This window comes from Puniceibacterium sp. IMCC21224, from assembly GCF_001038505.1.
Taxonomy (GTDB): Bacteria; Pseudomonadota; Alphaproteobacteria; order Rhodobacterales; family Rhodobacteraceae; genus Puniceibacterium.
Genome location: NZ_LDPY01000001.1, coordinates 2484640 through 2507965, shown reverse-complemented (window position 1 = coordinate 2507965; position 23326 = coordinate 2484640). Strand labels below are relative to the sequence as shown.

The 23326-nt window shown below is 60.5% G+C and carries 21 protein-coding genes and 2 tRNA genes; 12 read left to right on the top strand and 11 right to left on the bottom strand.

The features are described from left to right. Nucleotides 1-59: 59 nt before the first annotated feature. The 5 genes from IMCC21224_RS11560 to IMCC21224_RS11540 all read right to left on the bottom strand — a co-directional run bounded on the left by IMCC21224_RS11560 (nt 60) and on the right by IMCC21224_RS11540 (nt 3082). Nucleotides 60-449 carry a VOC family protein gene (locus IMCC21224_RS11560; protein WP_047995487.1) on the bottom strand — a complete coding sequence of 130 codons (390 nt, stop codon included), beginning with the start codon at nt 447-449 and terminating at the stop codon, nt 60-62. Then, complete coding sequence (locus tag IMCC21224_RS11555) at nt 446-1258, bottom strand: arginyltransferase (protein WP_047995486.1); 813 nt, start codon at nt 1256-1258, stop codon at nt 446-448. Before IMCC21224_RS11555 ends, IMCC21224_RS11560 begins: the two co-directional genes overlap by 4 nt. A 211-nt stretch (nt 1259-1469) precedes the next feature. Next, the gene (locus IMCC21224_RS11550; RefSeq protein WP_231582066.1) at nt 1470-1913 is read right to left on the bottom strand and encodes an RDD family protein; all 444 of its coding nucleotides are present in this window, start codon (nt 1911-1913) and stop codon (nt 1470-1472) included. A gap of 105 nt (nt 1914-2018) precedes the next feature. Further along, nucleotides 2019-2462 (bottom strand): DUF2852 domain-containing protein, encoded by a 444-nt coding sequence (locus IMCC21224_RS11545; RefSeq protein ID WP_047995485.1) that lies wholly within the window; start codon nt 2460-2462, stop codon nt 2019-2021. A 131-nt stretch (nt 2463-2593) separates the two neighbouring features. Further along, the gene (locus IMCC21224_RS11540) at nt 2594-3082 is read right to left on the bottom strand and encodes a YbaK/EbsC family protein (protein ID WP_047995484.1); all 489 of its coding nucleotides are present in this window, start codon (nt 3080-3082) and stop codon (nt 2594-2596) included. Nucleotides 3083-3255: 173 nt separating this feature from the next. Between IMCC21224_RS11540 and IMCC21224_RS11535 the strand changes: the two genes are divergently transcribed. The 6 genes from IMCC21224_RS11535 (at nt 3256) to IMCC21224_RS11510 (ending at nt 9918) form a co-directional block, all read left to right on the top strand. Then, nucleotides 3256-6036 carry a [glutamate--ammonia-ligase] adenylyltransferase gene (locus IMCC21224_RS11535; protein WP_047995483.1) on the top strand — a complete coding sequence of 927 codons (2781 nt, stop codon included), beginning with the start codon at nt 3256-3258 and terminating at the stop codon, nt 6034-6036. Beyond that, the gene (locus tag IMCC21224_RS11530; protein ID WP_047995482.1) at nt 6033-6305 is read left to right on the top strand and encodes a hypothetical protein; all 273 of its coding nucleotides are present in this window, start codon (nt 6033-6035) and stop codon (nt 6303-6305) included. The genes IMCC21224_RS11535 and IMCC21224_RS11530 overlap by 4 nt, the downstream gene beginning before the upstream one ends. 292 nt (nt 6306-6597) lie before the next feature. Continuing rightward, nucleotides 6598-8418: an ABC-F family ATP-binding cassette domain-containing protein gene (locus IMCC21224_RS11525; RefSeq protein ID WP_047995481.1), complete on the top strand. Its 1821-nt coding sequence runs from the start codon at nt 6598-6600 to the stop codon at nt 8416-8418. Between the two features lie 266 nt (nt 8419-8684). Next, nucleotides 8685-9623, top strand: coding sequence for a pirin family protein (locus tag IMCC21224_RS11520; protein WP_047995480.1), 939 nt, complete (start codon nt 8685-8687; stop codon nt 9621-9623). 110 nt (nt 9624-9733) lie between these two features. Beyond that, nucleotides 9734-9810: transfer RNA gene (locus IMCC21224_RS11515), tRNA-Asp, on the top strand. Nucleotides 9811-9841: 31 nt separating this feature from the next. Next, nucleotides 9842-9918 (top strand) — tRNA-Asp (locus IMCC21224_RS11510). 156 nt (nt 9919-10074) lie between these two features. On the opposite strand, the gene IMCC21224_RS11505 is transcribed toward IMCC21224_RS11510, so the two are convergent. Further along, on the bottom strand, nt 10075-10644 hold the full coding sequence (locus IMCC21224_RS11505; RefSeq protein WP_047995479.1) for a DUF882 domain-containing protein: 570 nt from the start codon (nt 10642-10644) through the stop codon (nt 10075-10077). Between the two features lie 318 nt (nt 10645-10962). Between IMCC21224_RS11505 and IMCC21224_RS11500 the strand changes: the two genes are divergently transcribed. The 5 genes from IMCC21224_RS11500 to IMCC21224_RS26515 all read left to right on the top strand — a co-directional run bounded on the left by IMCC21224_RS11500 (nt 10963) and on the right by IMCC21224_RS26515 (nt 15826). Next, nucleotides 10963-12576, top strand: a complete 1614-nt coding sequence (locus IMCC21224_RS11500) for a murein L,D-transpeptidase (RefSeq protein ID WP_082135320.1) — start codon at nt 10963-10965, stop codon at nt 12574-12576. A 36-nt stretch (nt 12577-12612) separates the two neighbouring features. Beyond that, a complete protein-coding gene (gene lpxD / locus IMCC21224_RS11495) occupies nt 12613-13704 on the top strand; it encodes a UDP-3-O-(3-hydroxymyristoyl)glucosamine N-acyltransferase (RefSeq protein ID WP_047995478.1) in 1092 nt (363 codons plus the stop codon). Nucleotides 13705-13745: 41 nt separating this feature from the next. Further along, complete coding sequence (locus tag IMCC21224_RS11490; protein WP_047995477.1) at nt 13746-14006, top strand: acyl carrier protein; 261 nt, start codon at nt 13746-13748, stop codon at nt 14004-14006. Then, nucleotides 14003-15211, top strand: a complete 1209-nt coding sequence (locus IMCC21224_RS11485) for a beta-ketoacyl synthase (RefSeq protein ID WP_047995476.1) — start codon at nt 14003-14005, stop codon at nt 15209-15211. The genes IMCC21224_RS11490 and IMCC21224_RS11485 overlap by 4 nt, the downstream gene beginning before the upstream one ends. Nucleotides 15212-15541: 330 nt before the next feature. After that, nucleotides 15542-15826, top strand: coding sequence for a hypothetical protein (locus tag IMCC21224_RS26515; RefSeq protein ID WP_053078956.1), 285 nt, complete (start codon nt 15542-15544; stop codon nt 15824-15826). An 83-nt stretch (nt 15827-15909) separates the two neighbouring features. On the opposite strand, the gene IMCC21224_RS11475 is transcribed toward IMCC21224_RS26515, so the two are convergent. From IMCC21224_RS11475 to IMCC21224_RS11465, 3 genes are all read right to left on the bottom strand, one after another. Then, nucleotides 15910-18114 (bottom strand): PAS-domain containing protein, encoded by a 2205-nt coding sequence (locus IMCC21224_RS11475; RefSeq protein WP_047995475.1) that lies wholly within the window; start codon nt 18112-18114, stop codon nt 15910-15912. Between the two features lie 9 nt (nt 18115-18123). Continuing rightward, nucleotides 18124-19269, bottom strand: a complete 1146-nt coding sequence (locus tag IMCC21224_RS11470) for an FIST N-terminal domain-containing protein (RefSeq protein ID WP_047995474.1) — start codon at nt 19267-19269, stop codon at nt 18124-18126. A 75-nt stretch (nt 19270-19344) separates the two neighbouring features. Then, nucleotides 19345-20049 carry a response regulator transcription factor gene (locus tag IMCC21224_RS11465; RefSeq protein ID WP_047995473.1) on the bottom strand — a complete coding sequence of 235 codons (705 nt, stop codon included), beginning with the start codon at nt 20047-20049 and terminating at the stop codon, nt 19345-19347. Between the two features lie 165 nt (nt 20050-20214). Here IMCC21224_RS11465 and map point away from each other — a divergent pair, with 165 nt between their 5' ends. Beyond that, the gene (map, locus tag IMCC21224_RS11460) at nt 20215-20964 is read left to right on the top strand and encodes a type I methionyl aminopeptidase (protein WP_047995472.1); all 750 of its coding nucleotides are present in this window, start codon (nt 20215-20217) and stop codon (nt 20962-20964) included. Nucleotides 20965-21005: 41 nt separating this feature from the next. On the opposite strand, the gene IMCC21224_RS11455 is transcribed toward map, so the two are convergent. Then, complete coding sequence (locus tag IMCC21224_RS11455; RefSeq protein ID WP_047995471.1) at nt 21006-22307, bottom strand: branched-chain amino acid ABC transporter permease; 1302 nt, start codon at nt 22305-22307, stop codon at nt 21006-21008. Further along, the gene (locus IMCC21224_RS11450) at nt 22304-23314 is read right to left on the bottom strand and encodes a branched-chain amino acid ABC transporter permease (protein WP_047997057.1); all 1011 of its coding nucleotides are present in this window, start codon (nt 23312-23314) and stop codon (nt 22304-22306) included. The genes IMCC21224_RS11455 and IMCC21224_RS11450 overlap by 4 nt, the downstream gene beginning before the upstream one ends. Nucleotides 23315-23326: the final 12 nt, after the last annotated feature.

Genomic DNA, 23326 nt, shown 5'->3' with positions numbered 1-23326 from the left:
GGTTCCCGAAGGACAGGCCCGATTGCGAAAAACTCAATCGGCGCAGGGCAGTTGCAGGATCAGGTAAACTGGATCAGATCCCAGCGGTTGCCAAACGGGTCGCGAAAGACGGCAACGATGCCATAGACTTCGCTGCGCGGGCTTTCTTCAAACGTCACGCCAGCGGCGGTCATTGCCGAGTGGTCCCGATGGAAATCGTCAGTGGCCAGGAAAAAGCCAACCCGACCGCCGGTCTGATTGCCGATGCTGGTCTGTTGTTCCGGGGTGTCGGCGCGGGCCAGCAGCAGGCTGGTCGCATCGTCCCCGGGCAAGGCAACGCGGACCCAGCGTTTGCTGGCCGACAACCTCAGATCGTCAAGCAGCGTGAATCCCAAGGTATCGACGTAAAACGCGATGGCCGTGTCATAGTCGGGTACAACCAACGTCACGGCGTGCAGGCGCTGCGTCATCCGCGGACGTCGGGCAGCGAAATATTGGCAACCTGTTCCGCAATCGGATCGGTCGAGAGCGGGTGAATATCCGCCTCAAAAGTGTCGGACGGCTGCAGTTTTTGCCACTTGCCCTTGCGATAAATCTCGAGCCCGGAATACCCGGCCTTGTATCCCATCTTGTCAGACCCGGGCACCCAGTAGCCGAGATAGACATAGGGCAGCCCGGCTTCGCGCGCGATTTCGATATGATCAAATATGATGTAGGATCCCAGGCTCTGCTTTGGCAGCGTCGGTTCGTAAAAGGAATAGACCATCGACAGCCCATCATCGAGCACATCTGTCAGGCACACCGCCGTCAGTGTATCGGTGTCGCGATTGACATATTCCACGACGCGGCTGCGGATTGGCGTCTCTTCGATCATCGCGGCGAATTCGAACACGTCCATGTCGGCCATGCCGCCATCGGCGTGGCGCTGGTCAAGGTAGCGCCGGAACAGGCTGTACTGATCCTCGGTCGCCCATGGGCTGGTGGCGCGGCGCACAAGGTGGCGGTTGCGATTCAAGGTGCGGCGCTGGCTGCGGCTGGGATTGAACGCAGACACATCAATGCGCGCCGACAGACAAGCGGCGCATTCCGCACAAGATGGTCGGTACAGCACGTTCTGTGACCGGCGAAAGCCCTGCTTGGACAGGGAATCATTCAGCTTTTCCGCCGTATCACCCTGCAATGCGGTAAAAAGCTTTCGCTCCATCCGTCCCGGCAAATAGGGGCACGGCTGCGGGGCGGTCACATAAAATTGCGGCGCAAGTGGCAGCGTGTGGCGCATGTTTGTCCCGGTGTTTGATCTGTTAGTCCGAAGCGTAGCAACAGAATCTGTCGCCGCCAAGCCCCCCGGCGCAAGGCAACCGAGGGCGGTTCCTAAATCCGGGGTTCCTACCGCGTGAGGGCTAGCGGAGCTCGCATGCACAGACATTGTGACAAGAGACCTGGGCTGATAGCAAAGATGGGGGTTCTGACCGGCAAGAGATCAGCCGACTTTATGCCCGACGGTTGATCATTACGGTACCCAGCGACATATCGCTCAGGCCCTGGCCGTGCTCGGATGTGGCCATGAAGATAACCGACACCAGTTGCACCAGTGGTAGCGAAAGCGAGATCGTGTAGCCCAAAGTATGCACAAAGGCGAGGCCCGGGGTCAAACGTCGCCCGCGGGCGTCGCGCAATTCAATCGCCATAAGGCGCATACCCCAAGTCGCAGATCCGGATGCCAGAGTTATCACGCGGTAAACAAAGCTAATGCAGAGAAACAGCACTGGCAGGAAGAAAAGTCCGACAAACGCTGTCATCAGGACAACCGGGATCAACAATGCCAGGACCACGATCAGGTCCACGACCCACGCCAACGCCCGTTTTAGCGGCACATCGTTGTAGAACTGCGGCTGATACTGCGGGTCGGGTAAGTGGGATATCGTATGATCCATAGACACTCCGTCTGGGGTAGGTATGGCTGTCGGCATAATAGGTAGCGATTATGACACGTCAATAGAACGGCGCGGCCCCGTTCTGGGGCCGCGCCGAAAACCTGTTTATGCTGGCAAGTTGGGCGCTTCCGCGTCGTCGTTGCCGCGTGTTCGGGCTTCGCGGTCTTCCATGAACTGGTCGAACTCGGACTTGTCCTTGGCGGCGCGCAGCCGTTCAAGGAATGCCTCAAAGTTTTCCTGTTCATCCTGCAAACGGCGCAGCGTTTCTTCCTTGTAGGCGTCAAAGGCGCTGTTGCCCGAGGATTTCATACCGTGAAAGCCGTGGTGACGGCGATGCGCGTGGCGGCCTTTGCCGCAGGATTTTGAAAACATGCGTTTGCTCCAGATCACGTAAAAGAGAAGGGCGAGGCCGACCGGCCAGAAAAAGATAAAGCCGAGTATAATTGCGGCGGCCCATGCGCCTTTGCCCTTGCTGTCCAGCCAGCTCTCGCATCGCGAAAACCAACCGGCATCGGCAGGAAGCGTTGCGTTCGTATAGGTTGAAGTCATTGTGGTCTCCGATGTTTGCGTTGCAATGTGAATGCCGTTCACATTGAATAGATCGGGGTTCTGGCCAAAACCTTCAAGGGTTGATGTGAATGTTTTTTACATTTACGAAACTTTCTTTTTAATTCAAATTGTTACTGGTGTTGGGGCGGTGGGGTTTTAGTGAAATCCGCTATTTCGGCTCCGGTTAGGGGCTGTAAAAGCGTCGAGCGCAGTGCAAACACATGCCGGGGCGTGCCTGCCGCCGCCCAGACTGTTTCGAACTCCAGCAGGCGGGGGTCAAGCCAGGCGCGGATCGGATTGAGATGCCCCAGGGGCGCGACCCCGCCAATGGCAAAGCCGGTCTGACACCGGATCAGCGCGGCATCCGCCTTGCCCAGCGGTTCACCCGCAAGAGCAGAGGCACGCGCCGCGTCTACCTGATTTCCACCAGCCGTCAGGAATAGCAGTGCGGTCTGCGACGTCTCGCCACGAAAGATGATCGACTTGGCAATCTGGTCGAGCGCGCAGCCCACAGCCGCGGCTGCCTCGGCAGCGGTCCTGGCCTGTCCCGCCTCGACAACCTCGGGTTCGATCCCGGCATCGGCAAGCGCTGCACGGACACGTTTCAGACTCTTACTCACATACCGCTCCGTAAATTCCGCGTGAATTTCGCTAAGCCTAGCGGCGCGATGTCGGGTTTGTAAAACACGCGGGCGATCCAAAACCGAAAAAATTGTTTGCGCGGCAACGACTGTGACCGTTCGGCACCACGCAGACCATTGCATGTGACGCATAGGCATGGGCATTTACGCGTATGGATTTTGTTTCTCGCATGACGCGCTGCCCGCGACCATATTTACCCGATGCCGGGCGTGACGCCCTGGAAGCGGTGCCCTGGGCCCGTGGGGCGGTGGCTGAATTGCTGAATGGAACCGGTGGCAGCAGTCCCTATCTCAAGGGTTTGATCGCGCGCGAGGCTGAATGGCTTCAGTCAGCGCTGGACGATCCCGAGGGCACGCTAAGCGTGCTGATGACCAAAGTCGGCGCGCTCAGGGCCGACACGGTTGCACCTGGGTTACGACAGGCCAAGCGCCGCGTGGCGCTGTTGACTGCGCTGGCAGATCTGGCAGGCGTTTGGCCGCTGGAAAAGGTCACCGGCACTCTCAGCGATTTCGCTGACCTCGCCTGCGAGGCGGCGTTGCGTCCGGCGCTGGCGCTTGAGGTTAAGCGCGGCAAGCTGCCCGGCATGACCGAGGCGGATCTTGAAACGGCTTGTGGGATGGTGGTGCTGGCCATGGGCAAAATGGGCGGCGCAGAGCTGAATTATTCGTCGGATATCGATTTGATCTGCCTGTTTGATGAGACGCGGTTCGACCCGGAGCAGTATCACGAAGCGCGATCGGGCTTTGTCCGCGCCACCCGCAAGATGAGCGGGACGCTGAATGATCTGACCGGCGACGGCTATGTCTTTCGCACCGACCTGCGGCTGCGGCCCGATCCATCGGTCACGCCGGTCTGCATGGCGATGGACGCGGCCGAGCGGTATTACGAAAGTTTGGGCCGCACCTGGGAACGCGCCGCCTATATCAAAGCGCGGCCAGCGGCGGGGGACATTGCAGCGGGGCAAACGTTTCTTGAGACGCTGCGCCCGTTTATCTGGCGGCGGCATCTGGATTTTGCGGCAATTCAGGATGCGCACGATATCCGCTTGCGAATTCGCAAACACAAGGGGCTGGGCGGGCCGATCACGGTGCCGGGGCACAACCTCAAACTCGGGCGCGGCGGTATCCGCGAGATCGAGTTTTTCACCCAGACACGGCAGTTGATCGCCGGCGGGCGCGATCCGGATCTGCGGGTGCGCGGAACCGTGCCGGGGTTGCGTGTGCTGGCGTCCAAAGGCTGGTTTCCGCCCGAGGTGGCTGAGACGCTGGCGCGGCATTACCGTCACCTGCGCGAGGTCGAACACCGGGTCCAGATGATCAACGACGCGCAGACCCACGACATGCCCGGATCGGACGACGGGCTGGACAGGCTCGCCAGCCTGATGGGGCTGGACACGACCACGATGACGCGCGATTTGCGCGACCGGCTGACCGAAGTGCATCAGCTGACTGAGGGGTTCTTTGCCCCCGACGCCTGTGAACCAGCGGCGGAAAGTGACAATGAAAACGCGATCACGTCGCGCTGGCCAAACTATCCGGCACTGCGATCCGGGCGCGCGGTTGAGATTTTCAACCGGCTGCGCCCCGAGATCCTGTCGCGGCTGGGACAGGCCGCCAAACCCGATGAAGCGCTGCTGGCGTTCGACGGCTTTCTCGAAGGGTTGCCGGCCGGCGTTCAGGTGTTTTCGCTGTTCGAGGCCAATCCGCAGCTCATTGACCTGCTGGTGGACATCACGGGCATATCCGCCGATCTGGCGCGGCATCTGTCGCGCAATGCGGGTGTACTCGATGCGGTGATCGGCGGCGATTTCTTTGCCGATTGGCCGGGCGGTGTGGCACTGACTGCTGAACTGGGCGACGTACTGGCACGCGAGGCCGATTATGAACGCAAGCTGGATGCGGCGCGGCGCTGGGGCAAGGAATGGCATTTTCGCATCGGGGTGCATCTGTTGCGCGGGCTGGCCGACGCGGCCGAGACGGGGATGCGCTATGCTGATCTGGCGCAGGCTTCGCTGGCGGGGCTATGGCCGGTGGTGCAGGCAGAGTTTGCCAAAAAGCACGGCCCGGCGCCGGGGCGGGGTGCCGTTGTGCTGGGCATGGGGTCGCTGGGTGCCGGGCGGTTACATGCGCGTTCGGACCTTGATGTGATCGTGATCTATGATCCGGATGGGGTCGAGACGTCTGATGGGCGTCGCCCGCTGCCGTCCCGAACCTATTATGCGCGACTGACACAGGCATTGATCACTGGTCTGACCGCGCCGATGGCCGAGGGGCGGCTGTATGAGCTGGACATGCGTCTGCGCCCGTCAGGCAATCAAGGTCCGGTGGCAACCAGTCTGGATGCCTTTCGCACTTATCAAAAGAATGACGCCTGGACTTGGGAGCATCTGGCGCTGACGCGGGCGCGGGTTGTTGCCGGTCCCGTGGCGTTGGCGCAGGATGTCGAGGCATTTCGCAACACCTTGTTGATCGTGCCGCGCGACGATCATGAGGTGCTGCGCGACGTGGCACAGATGCGCGCAAGAATTGCGGCGGCCAAGAGGGCTAGCGATCCCTGGGACCCCAAGCTGGGGCGCGGGCGGATGCAGGACATCGAACTGTTTGCCCAGGCCGGCGCATTGGTAAGTGCGACGCCTGATCGCAGCGTGGCAACCGGGATAGAGGCGGCGCGCGACCTTGGTTGGATATCAGCGCCGCAGGCAGCGCATTTGGTGCACACGCATACCCTGTGCTGGACCGTGCAGATCGGCGCGCGGCTGATTTCGGACAGCGTGCTGAAACCTCAAGCGCTTGGTGCGGGGGGGTGTCGTTTCCTCACAAAACTGGCTGGGGTTACGGGAATCGATGCGTTGTTGTCGCAGCTGGAACAGGACGCTGCCGCCGCTGCGGCGATACTGGACGCGGTTCTGCCGGATGCAGAGGAGACGTCATGAGAAAGGGTGATACGGTCGATCCCAAGGGGCTGATCTATGAAGCCTATCGGATCGAGGGAATCAGCTATGGCGAATGTCGGTCGATCTTTCTTGACTGGGCGCTGGCCGTGCCGGTGGATGCGCAGACCTCTGCGCTGATTGCTGAGTTGCTGCAGCGCCACGGTGAGGTCGGGCATCCGATGACGCTTGTCCTGACCGAAGGACTGACCGCGACCGAGGCCCCGCGTCGTCGCGGCGGATGGCGTAGTCGCAAGCGCCCCGAAGCATGACCTTTTGCGCCGGGTGAAACCTGGCTGATCCGGCCGCGCGACGTCTGGTATGCTATTTGGGGAACTGCCCACTGGTGGCAGGCGATGGCGGGTACGCCCGACCGTGATGGATGATGATCGGACAGAGAAGACAGTCTGAATCGCGGAATTGCGCCACAACCTTCGAAACCCACGTGCGTTTCGCCTGCTGTTTGCAACGCCGGGTTCGTTTGCGCCAATTACCGGTGTATTTTTCAAGAGAAGAAGGTGCGGGCGCTTGACCTTGTCCGGCGACGGGCCTAGCGGGTGCGGCATGGCACAGACACCCCTTTTCCAGCTTTCCGACATTGCTCTTACCTTTGGGGGGGATCCGGTATTTGCCGATCTGTCGCTTGTGGTGCAGCCCGGTGACCGGGTGGCGCTGGTCGGGCGCAACGGGTCGGGCAAATCGACGCTGCTAAAGGTCATGGCGGGACTGGTCGAGGCAGATAGCGGTTTGCGAACCGTGTCGCCGGGAATTTCGGTCGGGTATATGGAGCAGGAACCGGATCTAGCTGGATTTGAAACCCTGGGCGACTATGCCGCGCAAGGACTTGAGCCGGGCGAGATGTACCTGGTCGAGCGGGCTGGCGAGGGGCTGAAGTTCGATCCCGAACGGTTGGTGGCGACAGCGTCAGGGGGGGAGCGTCGGCGCGCGGCTCTGGCGCGGCTGATGGCGCAGGAACCGGACCTGATGCTTCTGGACGAGCCGACGAACCATCTGGATATCGAGGCGATTGGCTGGCTCGAATCCGAGCTAAAGACCACACGCAAGGCCTTTGTCCTGATCAGCCACGACCGCCGTTTCCTGACCGAGCTGACGCGCGCGACGCTGTGGATCGACCGCGGCGCGGTGCGGCGGCAAGAGCAGGGCTTTGCCGATTTCGAGGCCTGGCGCGACAAGACCTGGGAAGAAGAAGATCAGAACCGTCACAAGCTGGATCGCAAGATCAAGGCCGAGGCCAAGTGGGCGGTTGAGGGTATCAGCGCCCGGCGTACCCGCAATCAGGGCCGCGTGCGCGCGTTGCAAGATTTGCGGGCCGAGCGCAGCTCGATGATCCGACGGCAGGGCACTGCGGCTATGGGACTTAGTTCCGGCGGGGCGTCGGGCAAAAAGGTGATCGACGCGCAGGGGATTTCCAAACGGTTCGGTGATGCCGTTGTGCTCGAGGATTTTTCGCTAACGGTGCAGCGCGGCGACCGCGTTGCCTTTGTCGGCCCGAACGGCGTGGGCAAGACCACACTGATCCGTATGCTGACAGGAGAGATTGCCCCCGATAGTGGCACGGTCAAGTTAGGTACCAATCTGGATGTGGCTGTGTTCGATCAGGGCCGGGCGCGGCTCGATCCTGATATGAGTCTGTGGGAAAGCATGACCGGCGATTCCGAGATGCGGGTGTCGGGCAAGGCGGATCAGATTTTGGTGCGTGGCCAGCCAAAGCATGTGGTCGGATATCTCAAGGAATTCCTGTTTGATGAGGCGCAGGCACGTGCGCCCGTGCGGTCGTTGTCGGGCGGTGAAAAGGCGCGGCTGCTGCTGGCCCGGATCATGGCGCGGGAAAGCAACCTTTTGGTGCTGGACGAACCGACCAACGATCTGGACGTCGAGACGCTGGATTTGTTGCAGGACTTGCTGGGTGATTATGACGGCACCGTGCTGCTGATCAGCCACGACCGCGACTTTTTGGATCGGGTGGCGAGTACAACTGTTGCGCTGGAAGGCGACGGGCGCGGTACGGTCTATGCTGGCGGCTGGAGCGACTACCGCTCGCAACGCGGCGGTGATTTCAGTGACGTCAAAGCACAGAAAGGGTCCAAGCGGGCCAAAGGTGGTGCAGCCAAGGCGGCAACGCCCACGGTAAAAGGACTGAGTTTTACCGAGCAGCACAAGCTCGACGCTCTGCCGGGCGAGATTGCCCGCCTGGAGGCGGAGATTGCCAAGCTGGAAGAGTTGCTGGCCACACCCGAGCTGTTTACCCGCGAGCCGGTGAAGTTCCGCAAGGCGACCGAGGCATTGGTGACGCGGCAGAGCGCCTTGGCCAAGGCCGAGGAAGACTGGCTTAGCCTGGCTGAGCGGGCCGAAGCGGCAGGCTGAGCCGGGCTGTAAGTGGGCTATCTGCTGCGCGGCGAGGCTCCTGCCACATTTGATGAAAGGGGATCGCGGCAGCCGGGTGCCTTGGGTTCGCCGCGATAAACTGTTTGACGAAAATTGACCAACGACCCACTGCGGATATGCACTGTTTTCTGCCTGCTGGGCTGATCCGTGCAAATTTGCACGTAGTGTTGCATCTCGTGTGGAATTACCAGCGACATCAAAGCCATGTACCTTGATCGCATCTGATAGCGAAAAGGGAATACACCATGAGCTGGAATCCTGCACTTGATCCACATTGCCCGACCGGCGACGACGTGGATACGATTGAGACCCTGATTATACCGCGCGCCCGCGACCTGGGTGGTTTCGAGGTGCGTCGTGCCCTGCCTGCGCCAAAACGGCAGATGGTCGGGCCCTTTATCTTTTTTGACCAAATGGGACCGGCCGAGTTTTTGCCCACACGCGGGCTGGATGTGCGGCCTCATCCGCATATTGGTCTGGCGACGATCAGCTATCTCTATCGCGGGCGGATGCACCACCGGGATTCGCTGGGTACAGACGCCTGGATCGAACCCGGTGCGGTCAACTGGATGGTTGCGGGGCAGGGGATCACGCATTCCGAGCGTACGGATGACGCGACCCAGACCACCGCGATGCCGTTCTTTGGGGTTCAGACCTGGGTCGCGCTGCCGAAAGATCACGAAGATCGTCCGGCAGAGTTTGTCCACGCCGCCCGTGATGCGCTGCCGCTGATCGAGGGAGAGGGCAAACAGGTCCGGCTGATTCTGGGCAATGCCTATGGTGAAACTGCGCCGGTCGCGACCGCATCCGAGATGTTCTATGCTGACGCGATACTGCAGCCGGGTGCCGCGCTGCCCCTGCCAGACAATCACGAAGATCGCGGCGTCTACGTGGTCGAGGGCGCGATTGTGGTCGCTGGCGAAACCTATGAGGCCGGCAGAATGCTGGTGTTCCGGCCCGGTGATCGGATCAGCCTGACGGCAGACTGGCAGGGTGCGCGGCTCATGTTGCTGGGTGGCGAGACGCTGGAGGGGCCGCGCTTTATCTGGTGGAACTTTGTCGCCTCGTCGCAAGAGCGAATCGAAGAGGCCAAAGAGGCATGGCGCCGCGAGGACTGGGCGCAAGGCCGGTTCCAACTGCCACCTGGCGACGACGCAGAGTTCATTCCGCTGCCAGCACGCTGACGTCTTTGCGCCGCGGTGCAGGAAAGGTCAAAAAACGGGAATTCCTTGCTTGACGATGTTCGGTAGGCGTCATAAACACCGCGAACGCTGAGGGGACTTGGCGGCAGTGAGCGGTTGTAGCTCAGTTGGTTAGAGTACCGGCCTGTCACGCCGGGGGTCGCGGGTTCGAGCCCCGTCAACCGCGCCATCACTGCCCGTCCATCCTGTAAGCGCATTGCGCGGTTGTAGCTCAGCTGGTTAGAGTACCGGCCTGTCACGCCGGGGGTCGCGGGTTCGAGCCCCGTCAACCGCGCCACTTTCTTATGCATTGCCGTTTGATTTCTGTGTAGTTGCAGGATGTCAGCGTTTGCGGGGATATATTCGCCGGGTGTACCACTGTTAACCTTGGATACGAAAAAGCACCCCATGGGGTGCTTTCGATGGTAGCGTTAAGTGAGGTAGATATGCGTATCTACCGGCCCCAGCTGCGAACCGGCCCGCAATCCATATGCACAAAGTTCGAACCGGAATACCGCCCGACACCGCCCGCGCGGCACGCCGACGCTGCCTTGGCCATCTGGTTGACCGACCGCGATGAGAGCCGCAGGTCAGCCGCCTGACCTTTGAGGTGGAGCGAATTCTTCGCCACACCCGAGGATCGCGACCGTAGCATCGCGTTTGTGGCCGGGCTGCGGTAGCCCGAGACCAGCAGATAAGGCTCGCTCACATCCATCATGTTGTGGGCGGCGGCCATGATGTCGATTGTGCGTAGATCAATCGCTTTGACGCCGTCTGTCCGCCAGTCGCGCATAAAGTAGTGCACTTCCTTGATTGCGTCGGCGATATAGTCGCCCTCGACCCAATATATCATGTTGAGGCGTTCGCCTGTCCGTCCAGAGATCATCTTGACCCGCCGGATGTCACCGCCGCCACGCAGAAATCCTGCTGCGTTGGCATAGGTCGGTGCTGCGGCGATTGCTGTTGCTGCGAACGCGCCAAGAAGGCTGCGCCGCGAGATATTTCCCGAGCTTACGTCAGTCATGTCAGAGTGCCTGTCCCGTCGTCTCTTACCTGTTTTCCCGCGACGTTGCGCGGTCTGCCATCTCATCCCCAGATGCACGATTCTTATGCCACATCTCGAATCGTGTCGAAAGATCGAATTGGTTGGTTTTTTAGCAATCAAGGGCTTTCGGCAAGAATCTGCTTAAATCCTGATCAATGTGGCGATTCGGTTTCGCTGCGGTACCGCCTTGCATCAATTGCGCCCCTCGTAGAGACATGGAGCAATTGTGATTAGACAGTTGGCAAGCTGTTCTGAAACAACGAAATAAAGTAATTATAACATATTTGAGGTTCCATGATGCAGATGACAGACCGCCCGGCAATCCGCCAAAGCCTCTGCGCGCTGCTGCTGGCAGGGACGGTTGCGCTCAGCTTTGCCGCCCCGGCAACCGCGCAGGTGACGGCCTTCAGGCAGACTGTGGCCGAGCAAGCGTCGCGTGATGATGGAATCGCCGCCTTTTACCGGGCCCGCGATTTTGCACCAATCTGGACCGGCGATACCGACGCAGACCGCGCGCGCCGCATGGCGCTGATCGAGGCGCTTGGAACTGCGGCGGTGCATGGTCTTCCGGTGCCGCGCTATGATGCGGCGGGGCTGATGCGCAAGATGGGTGATGCGCGCACGGCTCGGGAACGCGGCGCAATCGAAGTTGAACTGAGTCAGGTTTTTGTCCGTTTCGCGCGGGATCTTCAGACCGGAGTGTTGGAGCCGCGCAAAGTGGATGCCGGACTGGTGCGTGAGGTGCCGCTGCGCGACACCCAGGCCAATCTTGTTGCCTTGACGCAGGGTGATCCGCGGGTCTTTTTTCGCGCGCTGGCACCTCGGACGCAGGAATATGCCCGGCTGATGAAGGAAAAGCTGCTGCTGGAGCGGGTGTTGCCACAGGGCGGCTGGGGCCCTGCCGTCAATGCAGCCAAGCTTGAGCCGGGGCAGAGCGGTACGGCGGTGGTTGCGTTGCGCAACCGGATGATCGCCATGGGTTATATGACCCGCAGCGCCGCCGCGAGCTATGATTCGACAATGCAGATGGCAGTGCAGCAATTCCAGACCGATCACGGTCTTGAAACCGACGGTGTGGCGGGCAGTGCGACATTGAAAGAGATCAACCGCAGCGTCGAAGAGCGGCTGCAATCCATCGTCGTGGCGATGGAGCGCGAGCGTTGGATCAACTTTCCCGAAGGGCTGGGCAAACGTCATATCAACGTCAACCTCACCGATTTTACCGCCCGGATCATCGACGACAACAAAGTGACCTTTGAAACCCGCGCCGTCGTGGGCGCCGACAGCTCAGACCGCCGCACCCCCGAGTTTTCGGATGTGATGGAATTCATGGTCATCAACCCAAGCTGGTATGTCCCGCGTTCGATCGTGGTCAAAGAATATCTGCCGCTGCTGCGCCGCAATCCCGGCGCCGTCAGCCATCTTGAGATCACCGACAGCCGAGGTCGTCGGGTTGCCCGCAACGGGTTCTCGCAATATTCGGCCTCAAGCTTTCCGTTTGCGATGCGTCAGCCGCCGGGGCCCCGCAACGCGCTGGGTCAGGTGAAGTTCATGTTCCCGAACAAGTACAACATCTATCTGCATGATACGCCGTCAAAAAGCCTGTTTGCGCATGATGTGCGGGCCTATAGCCATGGCTGTGTCCGGCTGGGCGATCCGTTCGATTTTGCCTATGCTTTGCTGGCCAAACAGACGGACGATCCTAAGGGGCTGTTTCAATCGCGCCTGCGCTCCAAGGCGGAAAGCCGGGTGAATCTGGACGAACCGGTGAGGGTTCACATTATGTATCGCACGGCCTTTACCACCGCCAAAGGCAAGGTCAACTATCGTGCGGATGTCTATGGACGCGATGGGCGGATCTGGGATGCGCTGAGCAATGCAGGGGTGGCTCTGACCGCGCAACGCGGCTAAACCTGCCCGCGTAACGTGACGCGGGGGACAGGCCAAATGGCGCATAGCATCGGACAGATTGCCGCGGCTCTGGGGGTCGAGGCGCTTGGTGATGCGTCGATCATGGTCACTGGCGTAGCGGAACCCGCACGTTGTGGCCCGGATCAGATCGCGCTGGCGATGCGTCCCGAATATGCCGATACAATCGCACAAGGGCAGGCCCGTGCAGCCATGTTGTGGCAAGGGGCGGACTGGCAGGGCTATGGGCTGAAGGCAGCGATTGTCGCACCGCGTCCGCGCTTTGCCATGGCGGGGCTGTCAGCGATGATGGATCCGGGGCAGGGCTATGCGGCAGGGATTCATCCGCTGGCCTGCATTGATCCGACTGCGCAACTGGGTGACGGCGTGTCGGTTGGCCCTTTTACGGTAATTGCAGCCGGTGCCGTGATCGGCGCGGGCTCTGTCATTGGCCCGCAGTGTTATGTCGGCTGCGACGCGCATCTGGGGGAAAAGGCCCTGTTGCACAGCGGTGTGCGCATCGGTGCGCGTGTCCGCATCGGAGCACGGTTCATCGCGCAGCCGGGCGCCATTGTCGGCGCGGATGGATTTTCCTTTGTCACACCCGAGGTGTCGGGGGTCGAGCGCGCCCGCGAGAGTCTGGGCGAGCAAGGCACTGACACCGCCCAAAGCTGGGCCCGCATCCATTCGCTGGGCGGCGTGACCATCGGTGACGATGTCGAACTGGGGGCCAACGCCTGTATTGATCGGGGCAGCGTGCGGGATACGGTTGTGGGCGATGGCTGCAAATTCGACAACCTGGCTCAGGTTGGCCACAACGTGGTGATCGGGCGCGACTGTCTGATCTGCGCGCAGGTGGGCATCGCTGGATCTTCGCGTATCGGCAACAACGTGGTTCTAGGTGGCCAGTCCGGGATCAGCGACAACCTGAGCATCGGTGATAACGTCATCACCGGCGGAGCGACCAAGGTGCTGGCAAACGTGCCTGCGGGTCGCGTGATGCTGGGTTATCCGGCCATGAAGATGGAAACCCAGGTTGAGAGTTACAAGGCACTGCGTCGCCTGCCACGGCTTTTCCGCGATGTGGCGGCGATGCAGAAATCAGTTTCCAAGCTGCTCGGGAATGACTAGATCAGCGCCAGCCCCGTCAGCCGCAACAAGAGGTGTGTCACATGAACGTCAAAGACAAAGTGATAGAGATCATCGCAGAGCAGGCAGTTCTTGAGGTATCAGACGTGACGATGGAGAGCACACTCGACGATCTGGGGATCGATTCCCTGGGCCTGGTCGAGAGTATTTTTGCGATCGAAGAAGCCTTTGATATCTCGATCCCGTTCAATGCCAACGAACCAAACCAGAGCGATTTCGACATCTCATCTGTTGCCAGCATCGTTTCTGGTATCGAAAAACTGGTTGCCGAGCAGGCCGGGTGAAGAGGGTTGTCATCACCGGCGCCGGAACCATCAACGCGCTGGGACATAATGTTCCCGAAACGCTCGACGCGATGCGCGAGGGGCGTTGCGGTATTTCGGATCTCGAATTTCGCGATGTTGACCGGCTGTCGATCAAGATCGGCGGTCAGGTCAAGGGGTTCGTTCCCGAGGGGATATTCAACCGTCAGCAGCTAACGCTGTATGATCGGTTTACACAGTTTACCCTGATGGCAGCACACGAGGCGATTAACCAGTCCGGTCTGACGTTTGGCGGCGAACTGGCGGCCCGCGCCGGTGTTGTTCTGGGCACGGCCGGGGGCGGTGTCAGCACGTGGGACGATAATTACCGCTCGGTCTACGAGGATGGCAAAAACCGGGTGCATCCGTTTGTGGTGCCCAAACTGATGAACAATGCCGCCGCCAGCCATGTGTCGATGCAGTACAACCTCAAAGGACCGAGCTATACGGTATCCACGGCCTGCGCATCCTCCAACCATGCCATGGCGCAGGCGTTCCAGATGGTGCGCAGCGGCATGAGCCAGGCGATGATCACCGGTGGATCGGAATCGATGCTGTGCTTTGGTGGGGTCAAGGCATGGGAAGGTTTGCGCGTGATGAGCCGCGACGCCTGCCGCCCGTTTTCCGCCAACCGCAACGGCATGGTGCAGGGCGAAGGGGCGGGGGTTTTTGTCTTTGAGGATTATGAGCACGCCCGTGCGCGCGGTGCCGAGATGCTGGCCGAAGTCGTGGGCTTTGCCATGACCTCGGACGCCGCAGATATTGTGATGCCGTCGAAGCAGGGGGCGGCGCGGGCAATCGCGGGCGCGTTGCAGGATGCCGGGATCGCGCGCGAACAGGTCGGTTATATCAACGCTCACGGCACTGGCACCGCCGCCAATGACAAGACGGAATGTGCTGCCGTTGCGGATGTCTTTGGAACCCATGCGGACAAGCTGATGATTTCGTCAACCAAGTCGATGCATGGTCACCTCATCGGCGGCACGGGCGCGGTAGAGCTTCTGGCCTGTATCATGGCGTTGCGCGACGGAATCATTGCGCCAACGATCGGATATGAAGAGCCAGACCCCGAATGTGCGCTGGACGTTGTTCCGAACGAGGCACGCGAGGCAAAGGTCGAAGTGGCGCTGACCAACGCCTTTGCCTTTGGCGGTCTGAATGCTGTTCTGGCGCTGCGCCGAGTTTGAGCCGGGTCTGAGCCGCGCTGATTTTCTGCCCGGTTCTTGCCGAATAAACTTTGGTCTTTGCCTTCTGGACTTGGACCGAAATGTTCAGTCAAAGCAACTTACCATGTTAATTCGGCACATTTTCCGATCCCTTGCAGCGGAAAGATTGCGGTTTTGAACACGCGCCGCCGCTCAGAGCCGCGTGTTGAAAACTCTGTAAAATACGCCGAGAATGCAGCGCATTCCGCATAGTCTGGCCACATTGTTTCCACAGGTTTGACCCGAGCCACCGCATATAACGGCTTATGGCGCCACGGGTCGCGCTGCTGACACATTTGCTGGAGAACACTCATGAAAACGTCCATCCTTGCCGCCACGCTTGCCTTAATGGCGGCGCCCGTCGCTGCTGATATTCAGGGCTTTACGACCGGACTTTCGAATGATGCGACCGTTTGGAACGCCGCGTCGCGGGCGCCGACGGGCGGCAATGTTTCTGAGTCGATCTATGTCACTTCGGACAACTGCTCTTATCGCAAGACACAGGCACCCGGCCATCCGCCGATGTGGATCCTGATCGTCAACCCGCATCACTTGGGCCTGCCCAATGCGCATCGCGGATGTCGCGGCACATTGTGATATCGCTGAATCCGCCAGTCGCGCCGGACTAGCGGTATTCCTGCTGACCTGTTTGGCCTGAAACTGATGCTGCTGAATGCCGCTTAGCATTGTGCGGCAGCTGCGTTCAGGAATTGTCCCAACCGATTTCGGTCCAGCGGCTTGTGCATCAGCTCGAGCCCCAGGGCGGAACAGCGGTCCCGCAGTTCGGCTGACCGGTTTGCCGATATGATGATGCAGGGTAAGGGGCCGTTCAAGCGATGGATCTGGTCATAGAGTGCCGTTCCCGACAGCCCGGTGCCCAGCTGTTCATCCAGAACCAGCGCATCGGGGCTGATCTCAAGATCGTCAAGCAATTGCAACGCACTGCTCGCATCGGACGCCTCGATAACATGCAAACCCCAGCTTTCGAGCAGGATGGTGATCGCGCGACGCAATTGCGGATCGTTTTCAACCAGCAGCACGATCAGTCCCGATTGCGCCAACCCGGTGGGACGCGTCGGGCGCGCGTCTGCCGTGCGTGCCGGGACAACACGTCCAGCCACCGGGACGTTGACCATAAAGCAGCTGCCGCGTCCCGGTTCGGACCAAAGCCCCAGAGGATGACCCAACCGGGCACAGGCCCGTTCAACAATCGCGAGTCCCAGCCCCAGCCCGTCATTGCGGCTGGCCTTGGTGTCGAGGCGCTTGAACTCTTCAAAGATGGTGCCCTGATCCTCTTCTGCGATGCCTGGCCCGGTATCCCAGACCTCGATCCGCGCTGATCCACCCCGGCGGCGCACACCCACCAGCACCTGACCGCGTTCGGTATAGCGGATTGCATTCGCCATCAGGTTCTGTACCACCCGGCGCAGATAGGCGGGATCGGTGTCGACGCTAAGTCCACAATCGACGATCCGCAGACGCAGCCCTTTGGCTGCCGCCAGCACCTCCATCTCGTCACGCAGGGGGTGCAGGATTTCGCTCAGGGCGACGGGGCGGATGTCAAAGCTCATCCGCTCGGAATCGAGTTTCGAGATATTGAGCAATGCGTCAATGATTTGTTCGGCGCTGCTAAGAGCGGTTTCCGCCTTGCTCAGGACCGCCGCATCATCGGGCCGGTCGGTGCGGTCCGCCAGAGATGAGATAAACAGCTTGGCCGCCGACAGAGGCTGCAACAGGTCGTGGCTGGCTGCGGCGACGAACCGCGATTTTGATGCATTGGCGCGCTCGGCCGCGCTGAGCGCATCCTCAAGTTCGAGGGTGCGCTCCATCACCCGCTGTTCAAGGATCTCGTTCATTTCGTGCAGCTTTTGCGCCGCTTCGCGTTCGGCGGTCACATCGGTGCAGGAAATTACAAAGCCCCGGTCCGGCATCCCGCGCCCAAAGATGTGCAGGATCATCCGCTCGCCGCGCCGGACCTCGAACGATACCGGCTGGCGTGGTCCGGTTGCGTTAGCCCATAGACGAAAGGTGTCGCGGTCGATCCCACGGGTAAACTGGATGCCGGAGTCAAGTTCATCCAAAAGCCCGATAAACGACACGCCAAGCTTTAGCCGCCGCGCGGGCAGCGACAGCAGCAGCCCCAGCTTTTGATTCCAGCCAACCAGCTGGCCCTGTTCATCAAAGATGCAGACGCCCTGATTCAAATGGTCCAGCGTCGCCCGGATCATCCGCGCCTGTTTGTCCTTGAGCCGGGTATGTTCCTGCCGTTCCAGCCGGATGATGTCGGTCACATCGGTCTGCAACACCACGGTGCCGCCATTGGCGGTGCGATGTTCGCTGACCTGCAACCAGCGGTCATGCGCCAGCTGCACGTTGAACATCACGTGCCGATCTTTGTGGCGGTCGATGCGCCGCTCAAGCCAGAGGTCGGGTGTCTCACCCTCGGGCAGGGCGAGGTAGCGGCTCTGGCTGATCCGTTCGACATAATCCGGAAACGGCAGGCCGGGGCTAAGATCCTGCACCGTATCGCGAAAATCGCGGCAGAACCGCGAATTGCACATCACCAGCGTGTCGGCGGGATCAAACAGCGCAAAGCCTTCGGAGACGGTTTCGATGGCGTCGGCAAGGTTGCGGCGCGCGGCCTCGGTTGCCTGGTTGGCTCGGCCAAGCTGACTGTTGGATTCGTGCAGCAGATCCAGGGTGCGTTCGAGTTCAAGCGTGCGTTCGCGCACCCGCTTTTCGAGCAGGGCAGCACGTTCGAACTGCGCATAGGCCACACCGGATTGCGTTGTGCCGTATTCCACCCGACGCATCAGTGCTTCGGTGATCTCAATCAGCTTTTCATTCTGCCGCTCGACGCTGTCGGCAGGATTGATGATTGACATTGGCACTGCTCAGACCTGTTTCGGGGCGGGCGGCGCATAGATCGCCACCCCGGTCAGCGTCTGATTGACATGCAGCGCGCCGATCTGTTCGCCATACGTTGAAAACCCCACCACGTTGCGTCGCTTGAGGATGTCCGAGATGGCGCGGGTTTGCTGGCTTTGCCCGGCTTCTATCCGTCGCAGCAGGCAATCGCACCCCAGGATCTGCGGCGGTGGCGCACCCACCCGGTCGAGCCGCGCCAGGCCGTCTTCGAGATGGCGGACGATGTCCTGATGCTCGGCCAGCGTCAGGACCATGCCTTCGTTGATGGCGGAAAAGAACACCAACTCGCCGTCGGCATTGACCCGCTGAATGGCGCGCACGTGATGGCTGTCTCCCAGCCGCACGACCACGGGATGGGCGGCAAAGGTAAACGTGCCAAGTTGGTTGGGATCTTTGCCCAACAGCCTTGCGTATTCCTGCGCCGCCGGTTCTGCATTGATCATCTGCACGATGCGTCGGTCGGGATCGGCCCGTGTCACCACCATCCGCGTGTCGGTCGGCACCAGATGGTCCAGGCTGAACACCTTGATCGGGCAGACAGTGCGCACCAGCGCCACCAGCGCCGCATTCTGCCGCACCACCCCATTCCGGGCGAGCCAGGTGCCGTGGAAATTCGTACCATCCCCGGCTGATCCGCCGAACAGCGGCATCGGCCCCAGTCCGGCAGCCAGCAATGTGGTCAGATGCTCTTCGCGTCGGCTGAGCCCGTCGACGAGGAGAAAGGCAAATTCCTGCGCCATATGTCCCGCCCGCTGTCCCAGCGCCACGCGATGTTCGATCAGCCCGTCGGTTACGGCCTGCTGATCCATATGATCCAGATTGTCGATCGCATAGGTCTGCACTGAAAACAGCGCCGAGGGAAACCCGACCGCGATGATTTGGCCATCCTCATAGCCTTCGCGCCCCAGCTCTCCGGCGGTGGAACAGGCCAGAACGTCAGCACCGCCAAAGCGCCCGATGGCGCTCTGGGTCAGGGTCGTGAAATCTGCGTCGGGTGAGACAAAGATCAGTACCAGATCAAACCGTTCCGGTCCGAACTGATCACAGATCGCTTCAACCGGGGCAGGGTGGTCACAGGCGACTTGTGCCACGCAAAGTGCTCCGGTCGACATGGCCTCCCCCCGGGCAGAGCTGGTTTGTGCTCCGTCCACCGTGTCGTTGCTTTCTGAAATAGTGCGGTTGCGAGTCTAGGCTCTCTCCTCGTCGTTTGGCAAGACCTTCGAAAACCGTGCCTCTTGAGCGATCAGCACCGCCTGAGTGCGACTGTGAACCCCGAGTTTGCGCATGATTGCAGTGACATGTGCCTTGACCGTGGTTTCGGCAATCGAGAGGTCAAAGGCAATCTGTTTGTTCAGCTTACCTTCGCAAATCAGATTGAGGATTCGCGCCTGTTGGTTGGTCAGCGACCCAAGCCGCATCAGCGCGGTTTCGGGCGCGGTCGCACCACCTCGTCCGTCGGGATCAATATATCCATCCGGCACAAAGGGCTGGCCTGCCGCCACCGCTTCGAATGCGCGGCGAAAGACCGAGCGCTGGGAATGTTTGGGCACGAATCCGTTGGCCCCGGCCTTGAGCGCATGGCTGATCATCCGGTTGTCCGCCATGCTCGATGCGATGATGATCGCGGCACGTGGCGCAGCGTTTCGCAGGCGCACCAGCCCGTCCAGCCCGTTCACATCCGGCAGATTCAAATCCAGCAGGATCATCGAAATTCCCGGTTCCTGATGCAACACGGCCAGGGCGGATTCGAGTGTGCCCGCGCTGCGGATCGTGGTGAAATCGGCGATGGACTGGAGCGTCATCGTCAGCGCGTCGCAAAACAGAGGATGGTCATCCACCACCAGCGCCGACATCGGCGGCTCGGATTGTGGCTGTTGCAACGCTTGGGTCATGGCTAGGGCATCTCCGGTATTTGCTTTACGATAGCGGTTTGCTCCGGTCAGGTCACTTGCCCAATAGTCCTATTGCTTGCGTCTCTGTGATTTCCGAACCAGGGCGCAGTGCGGGACATTTTCGGCCAGAGACGCTAAGATACCAACGGATTTAGGGGCCTTTCAATGACGATTACCAAGCAAGACGAATTGGATAAACTTGAGGAAATCGGTCGAATCGTCGCCAACACGATGCAAGCCATGGCAAAAGCTATGACGCCGGGCATGACGACACGCGAGCTGGATGAGATCGGTCGCGTGTTTCTCGAGCGCGAGGGGGCAGTCTCAGCGCCGCAATCGTGCTATGATTTTCCGGGGACAACCTGCATCAGTGTGAATGAGGAAATCGCGCATGGTATCCCCGGTGACAGGGTGATCGCCCGCGGCGATCTGGTCAACATTGACGTATCAGCCTCAAAGGACGGCTACTTTGCCGATACCGGGGCAACATTTCGCCTCGCGCCAGTGCGCGCCTCGTTGGATCGGCTCTGTCGTGACGGGCACCGTGCCATGCAGATCGGTATCGCGCAGGTTGGCAGCAACAAATCACTGGCAGGCATCGGAGCGGCAATTGGCCGCTTTGCTCAGGCGCGGGATTATACGCTGATCCGCAATCTGGCCAGCCATGGCGTCGGTCGGTCTCTGCACGAATATCCAGAAGAAATCGCAACCTGGCCGACGCAGCACGACAAGCGGCGTATCAACAAGGGGCTTGTGCTGACGGTTGAGCCGTTCCTATCCAAAGGCGGTCTGTGGGCGGCAGAGCTGGATGATGGATGGACGCTCTATAGTCAGCCGAGCGCGCCGGTTGTGCAGTACGAACACACGGTTGTCGCCACGGATCGCAGGGCCATCATTTTGACATTGCCGGGTTAACCTGGCTGGCGCCCTCCCGGCGCCGAAACCTGCCAACAGTCTTACTTCTCAGGCAATAGACCCCTCGGGCTGAACCGCAACACCACCAACAAGATCACGCCCATCGTCAACAGCCGCATGTGCTGCACCGAATCCAGCAGATGCGCCTTGAGCCATGACCCGTCTGCCATGCCGGATGTGACCAGCACCATCACAGCCTGGCCGATCGGTTCGACCTGCACCCACAGGAACCATATCAGTAACCCGCCCAGAACGGCACCAAAATTGTTACCCGACCCGCCAACGATCACCATCACCCAGATCAGAAAGGTATAGCGTAGCGGCTGATAAGTGCCCGGCGTCAACTGCCCGTCAAGCGTGGTCATCATCGCGCCAGCAATGCCGCAAACGGCAGACCCCAAAATAAAGACCTGCAAATGCCGTCGCGTGACATCTTTGCCCATGGCCCGCGCCGCGGTTTCGTTGTCGCGGATCGCGCGCATCATCCGTCCCCAGGGCGACTTTAACGCGAGCTGCGCCAGCACCAGCAGGATCACCAGCACGACAGCGAACATCAGGCCGTAGCCCAGCTTGACATACAGAGTCGAAGCGGTCGTAGGATCAACCCCCAGTTCTGCCGCACGGGCGACAAAACCGGGATCGTTTTGCAAATCAATCTCATAGGGCACAGGCCGGGGCAGGCCGATCACGTTCTTGACCCCACGCGCCAACCAGTCCTCGTTCTTGAGAACGGCAATGATGATCTCGGCAATGCCCAGCGTCGCGATGGCCAGATAATCTGATCGCAACCCCAATGCGGTCTTGCCGATCAGCCAGGCCACAGCGGCCGCCAGTAGCCCACCGACCGGCCAGGCCAGCACCACCGGCAGGCCCAACCCGCCAAGGTATCCAGTCGCTGCCGGATCCACGGCCTCGATCGCGCTCACGGCTGGATCGAACACCGCACGAAAGGCGAAATAGCCAGCCACCAAAACCGCAGCCACCAACCATCCCCGTAACCCGCGCCGGACCCGGCTCCAAATCACGATGGCGCCGCCAATCACCGCCAGCCCCAGCGCCAGCGCCAGAAACAGCCGACCAGCACCGGCCGACCAGGCCGCGCCGACCGGCGGCATCGACACCAGCACCGTGGCCAGCCCGCCCAAGGCGACGAACCCCATCACGCCGACATTAAACAGCCCGGCAAACCCCCATTGAAGGTTCACCCCCAGCGCCATAACGGCGCTCACCAGCCCCATGTTCAGGATCAGCAGCGCCGAATTCCAGCTTTGCACGAACCCTGTGCCGACGATCAGCCCGGCCACAATGGCAAACAGCAGCGCGCCGCGCCCCAGATCGTTCATACCGATTTCCCCGCAAACAGACCGGTTGGTCGAAACAGCAAGACGATGATCAGAATGACAAAGCTGACCGCGAACTTGTAATCCGTTGACATCAGTTGCACCAACCCGTCCGGTGCCAGCGTATCGGGCAGCAGATACCCCAATACCTTCTTCCAGGCGTAAGTGATGCCGACCTCGGAGAATGCGATGACAAAACCGCCTGCAATCGCGCCCAGCGGTGACCCAAGCCCACCAACAATGGCCGCGGCAAAGATCGGCAACAGCAGTTGGAAATATGTGAAGGGTTTGAATGACTTATCCAGCCCGTAAAGCGTCCCGGCGATCGTTGCCAGCGCCGCCACGATCAGCCAGGTCACCAGCACAACGCGCTCGGGACTGATGCCCGACAGCAGCGCCAGATCCTCGTTGTCGGAATAGGCTCGCATGGATTTACCCGTGCGCGTACGGTTCAGAAACCAGAACAGTAGCGCCACTACAATCACGGCCGTCACCACAGTGACTGCCTGCGTCGTGCGAATCGCGAGTCCCTCATCCAGGCCTGTCATCGCCTTGAATTCGCGCGCACCGATCAGAAACCGCGCCCCATCGGCAAAGTTCTGCTCTTCTGTGCCGATAATGAACCGCGTCACGCCATTGGTGATGAACATCACTCCAATCGACACGATCACCAAAATCACCGGCTTGACCTTCTGCGCGCGGTAAAACCGATAGACAACCCGATCCGTGAACAGCACCATCGCCGCGGTACCCACTATGCCAAACGGGATCGCCAACAGGGCAACGGGCAATGGCCCCAGGCTCAGCCCCAGCGTCTGCAATCCCCAGGTCACCAGAATGGTACACATGGTTCCAAATGCCATGGTGTCGCCATGGGCAAAGTTGGAAAATCGCAAAATGCCATAAATCAGCGTTACCCCCAGCGCCCCAAGCGCGAGCTGCGCGCCATAAGCCGTTGCCGGGATCAGCACAAAATTGGCCAGCGCCACCACAGCGTTCAGCAGATCCATCGCGCGCATCCC

Excerpts from the sequence above, each read along its gene's own strand:
- IMCC21224_RS11560 (WP_047995487.1), bottom strand. The coding sequence starts at position 449 with ATGACGCAGCGCCTGCACGCCGTGACGTTGGTTGTACCCGACTATGAC.
- IMCC21224_RS11555 (WP_047995486.1), bottom strand. The coding sequence starts at position 1,258 with ATGCGCCACACGCTGCCACTTGCGCCGCAATTTTATGTGACCGCCCCG.
- IMCC21224_RS11550 (WP_231582066.1), bottom strand. The coding sequence starts at position 1,913 with ATGGATCATACGATATCCCACTTACCCGACCCGCAGTATCAGCCGCAG.
- IMCC21224_RS11545 (WP_047995485.1), bottom strand. The coding sequence starts at position 2,462 with ATGACTTCAACCTATACGAACGCAACGCTTCCTGCCGATGCCGGTTGG.
- IMCC21224_RS11535 (WP_047995483.1), top strand. The coding sequence starts at position 3,256 with ATGGATTTTGTTTCTCGCATGACGCGCTGCCCGCGACCATATTTACCC.
- IMCC21224_RS11530 (WP_047995482.1), top strand. The coding sequence starts at position 6,033 with ATGAGAAAGGGTGATACGGTCGATCCCAAGGGGCTGATCTATGAAGCC.
- IMCC21224_RS11525 (WP_047995481.1), top strand. The coding sequence starts at position 6,598 with ATGGCACAGACACCCCTTTTCCAGCTTTCCGACATTGCTCTTACCTTT.
- IMCC21224_RS11520 (WP_047995480.1), top strand. The coding sequence starts at position 8,685 with ATGAGCTGGAATCCTGCACTTGATCCACATTGCCCGACCGGCGACGAC.
- IMCC21224_RS11505 (WP_047995479.1), bottom strand. The coding sequence starts at position 10,644 with ATGACTGACGTAAGCTCGGGAAATATCTCGCGGCGCAGCCTTCTTGGC.
- IMCC21224_RS11500 (WP_082135320.1), top strand. The coding sequence starts at position 10,963 with ATGCAGATGACAGACCGCCCGGCAATCCGCCAAAGCCTCTGCGCGCTG.
- lpxD (WP_047995478.1), top strand. The coding sequence starts at position 12,613 with ATGGCGCATAGCATCGGACAGATTGCCGCGGCTCTGGGGGTCGAGGCG.
- IMCC21224_RS11490 (WP_047995477.1), top strand. The coding sequence starts at position 13,746 with ATGAACGTCAAAGACAAAGTGATAGAGATCATCGCAGAGCAGGCAGTT.
- IMCC21224_RS26515 (WP_053078956.1), top strand. The coding sequence starts at position 15,542 with ATGAAAACGTCCATCCTTGCCGCCACGCTTGCCTTAATGGCGGCGCCC.
- IMCC21224_RS11475 (WP_047995475.1), bottom strand. The coding sequence starts at position 18,114 with ATGTCAATCATCAATCCTGCCGACAGCGTCGAGCGGCAGAATGAAAAG.
- IMCC21224_RS11470 (WP_047995474.1), bottom strand. The coding sequence starts at position 19,269 with ATGTCGACCGGAGCACTTTGCGTGGCACAAGTCGCCTGTGACCACCCT.
- IMCC21224_RS11465 (WP_047995473.1), bottom strand. The coding sequence starts at position 20,049 with ATGACCCAAGCGTTGCAACAGCCACAATCCGAGCCGCCGATGTCGGCG.
- map (WP_047995472.1), top strand. The coding sequence starts at position 20,215 with ATGACGATTACCAAGCAAGACGAATTGGATAAACTTGAGGAAATCGGT.
- IMCC21224_RS11455 (WP_047995471.1), bottom strand. The coding sequence starts at position 22,307 with ATGAACGATCTGGGGCGCGGCGCGCTGCTGTTTGCCATTGTGGCCGGG.
- IMCC21224_RS11450 (WP_047997057.1), bottom strand. The coding sequence starts at position 23,314 with ATGGATCTGCTGAACGCTGTGGTGGCGCTGGCCAATTTTGTGCTGATC.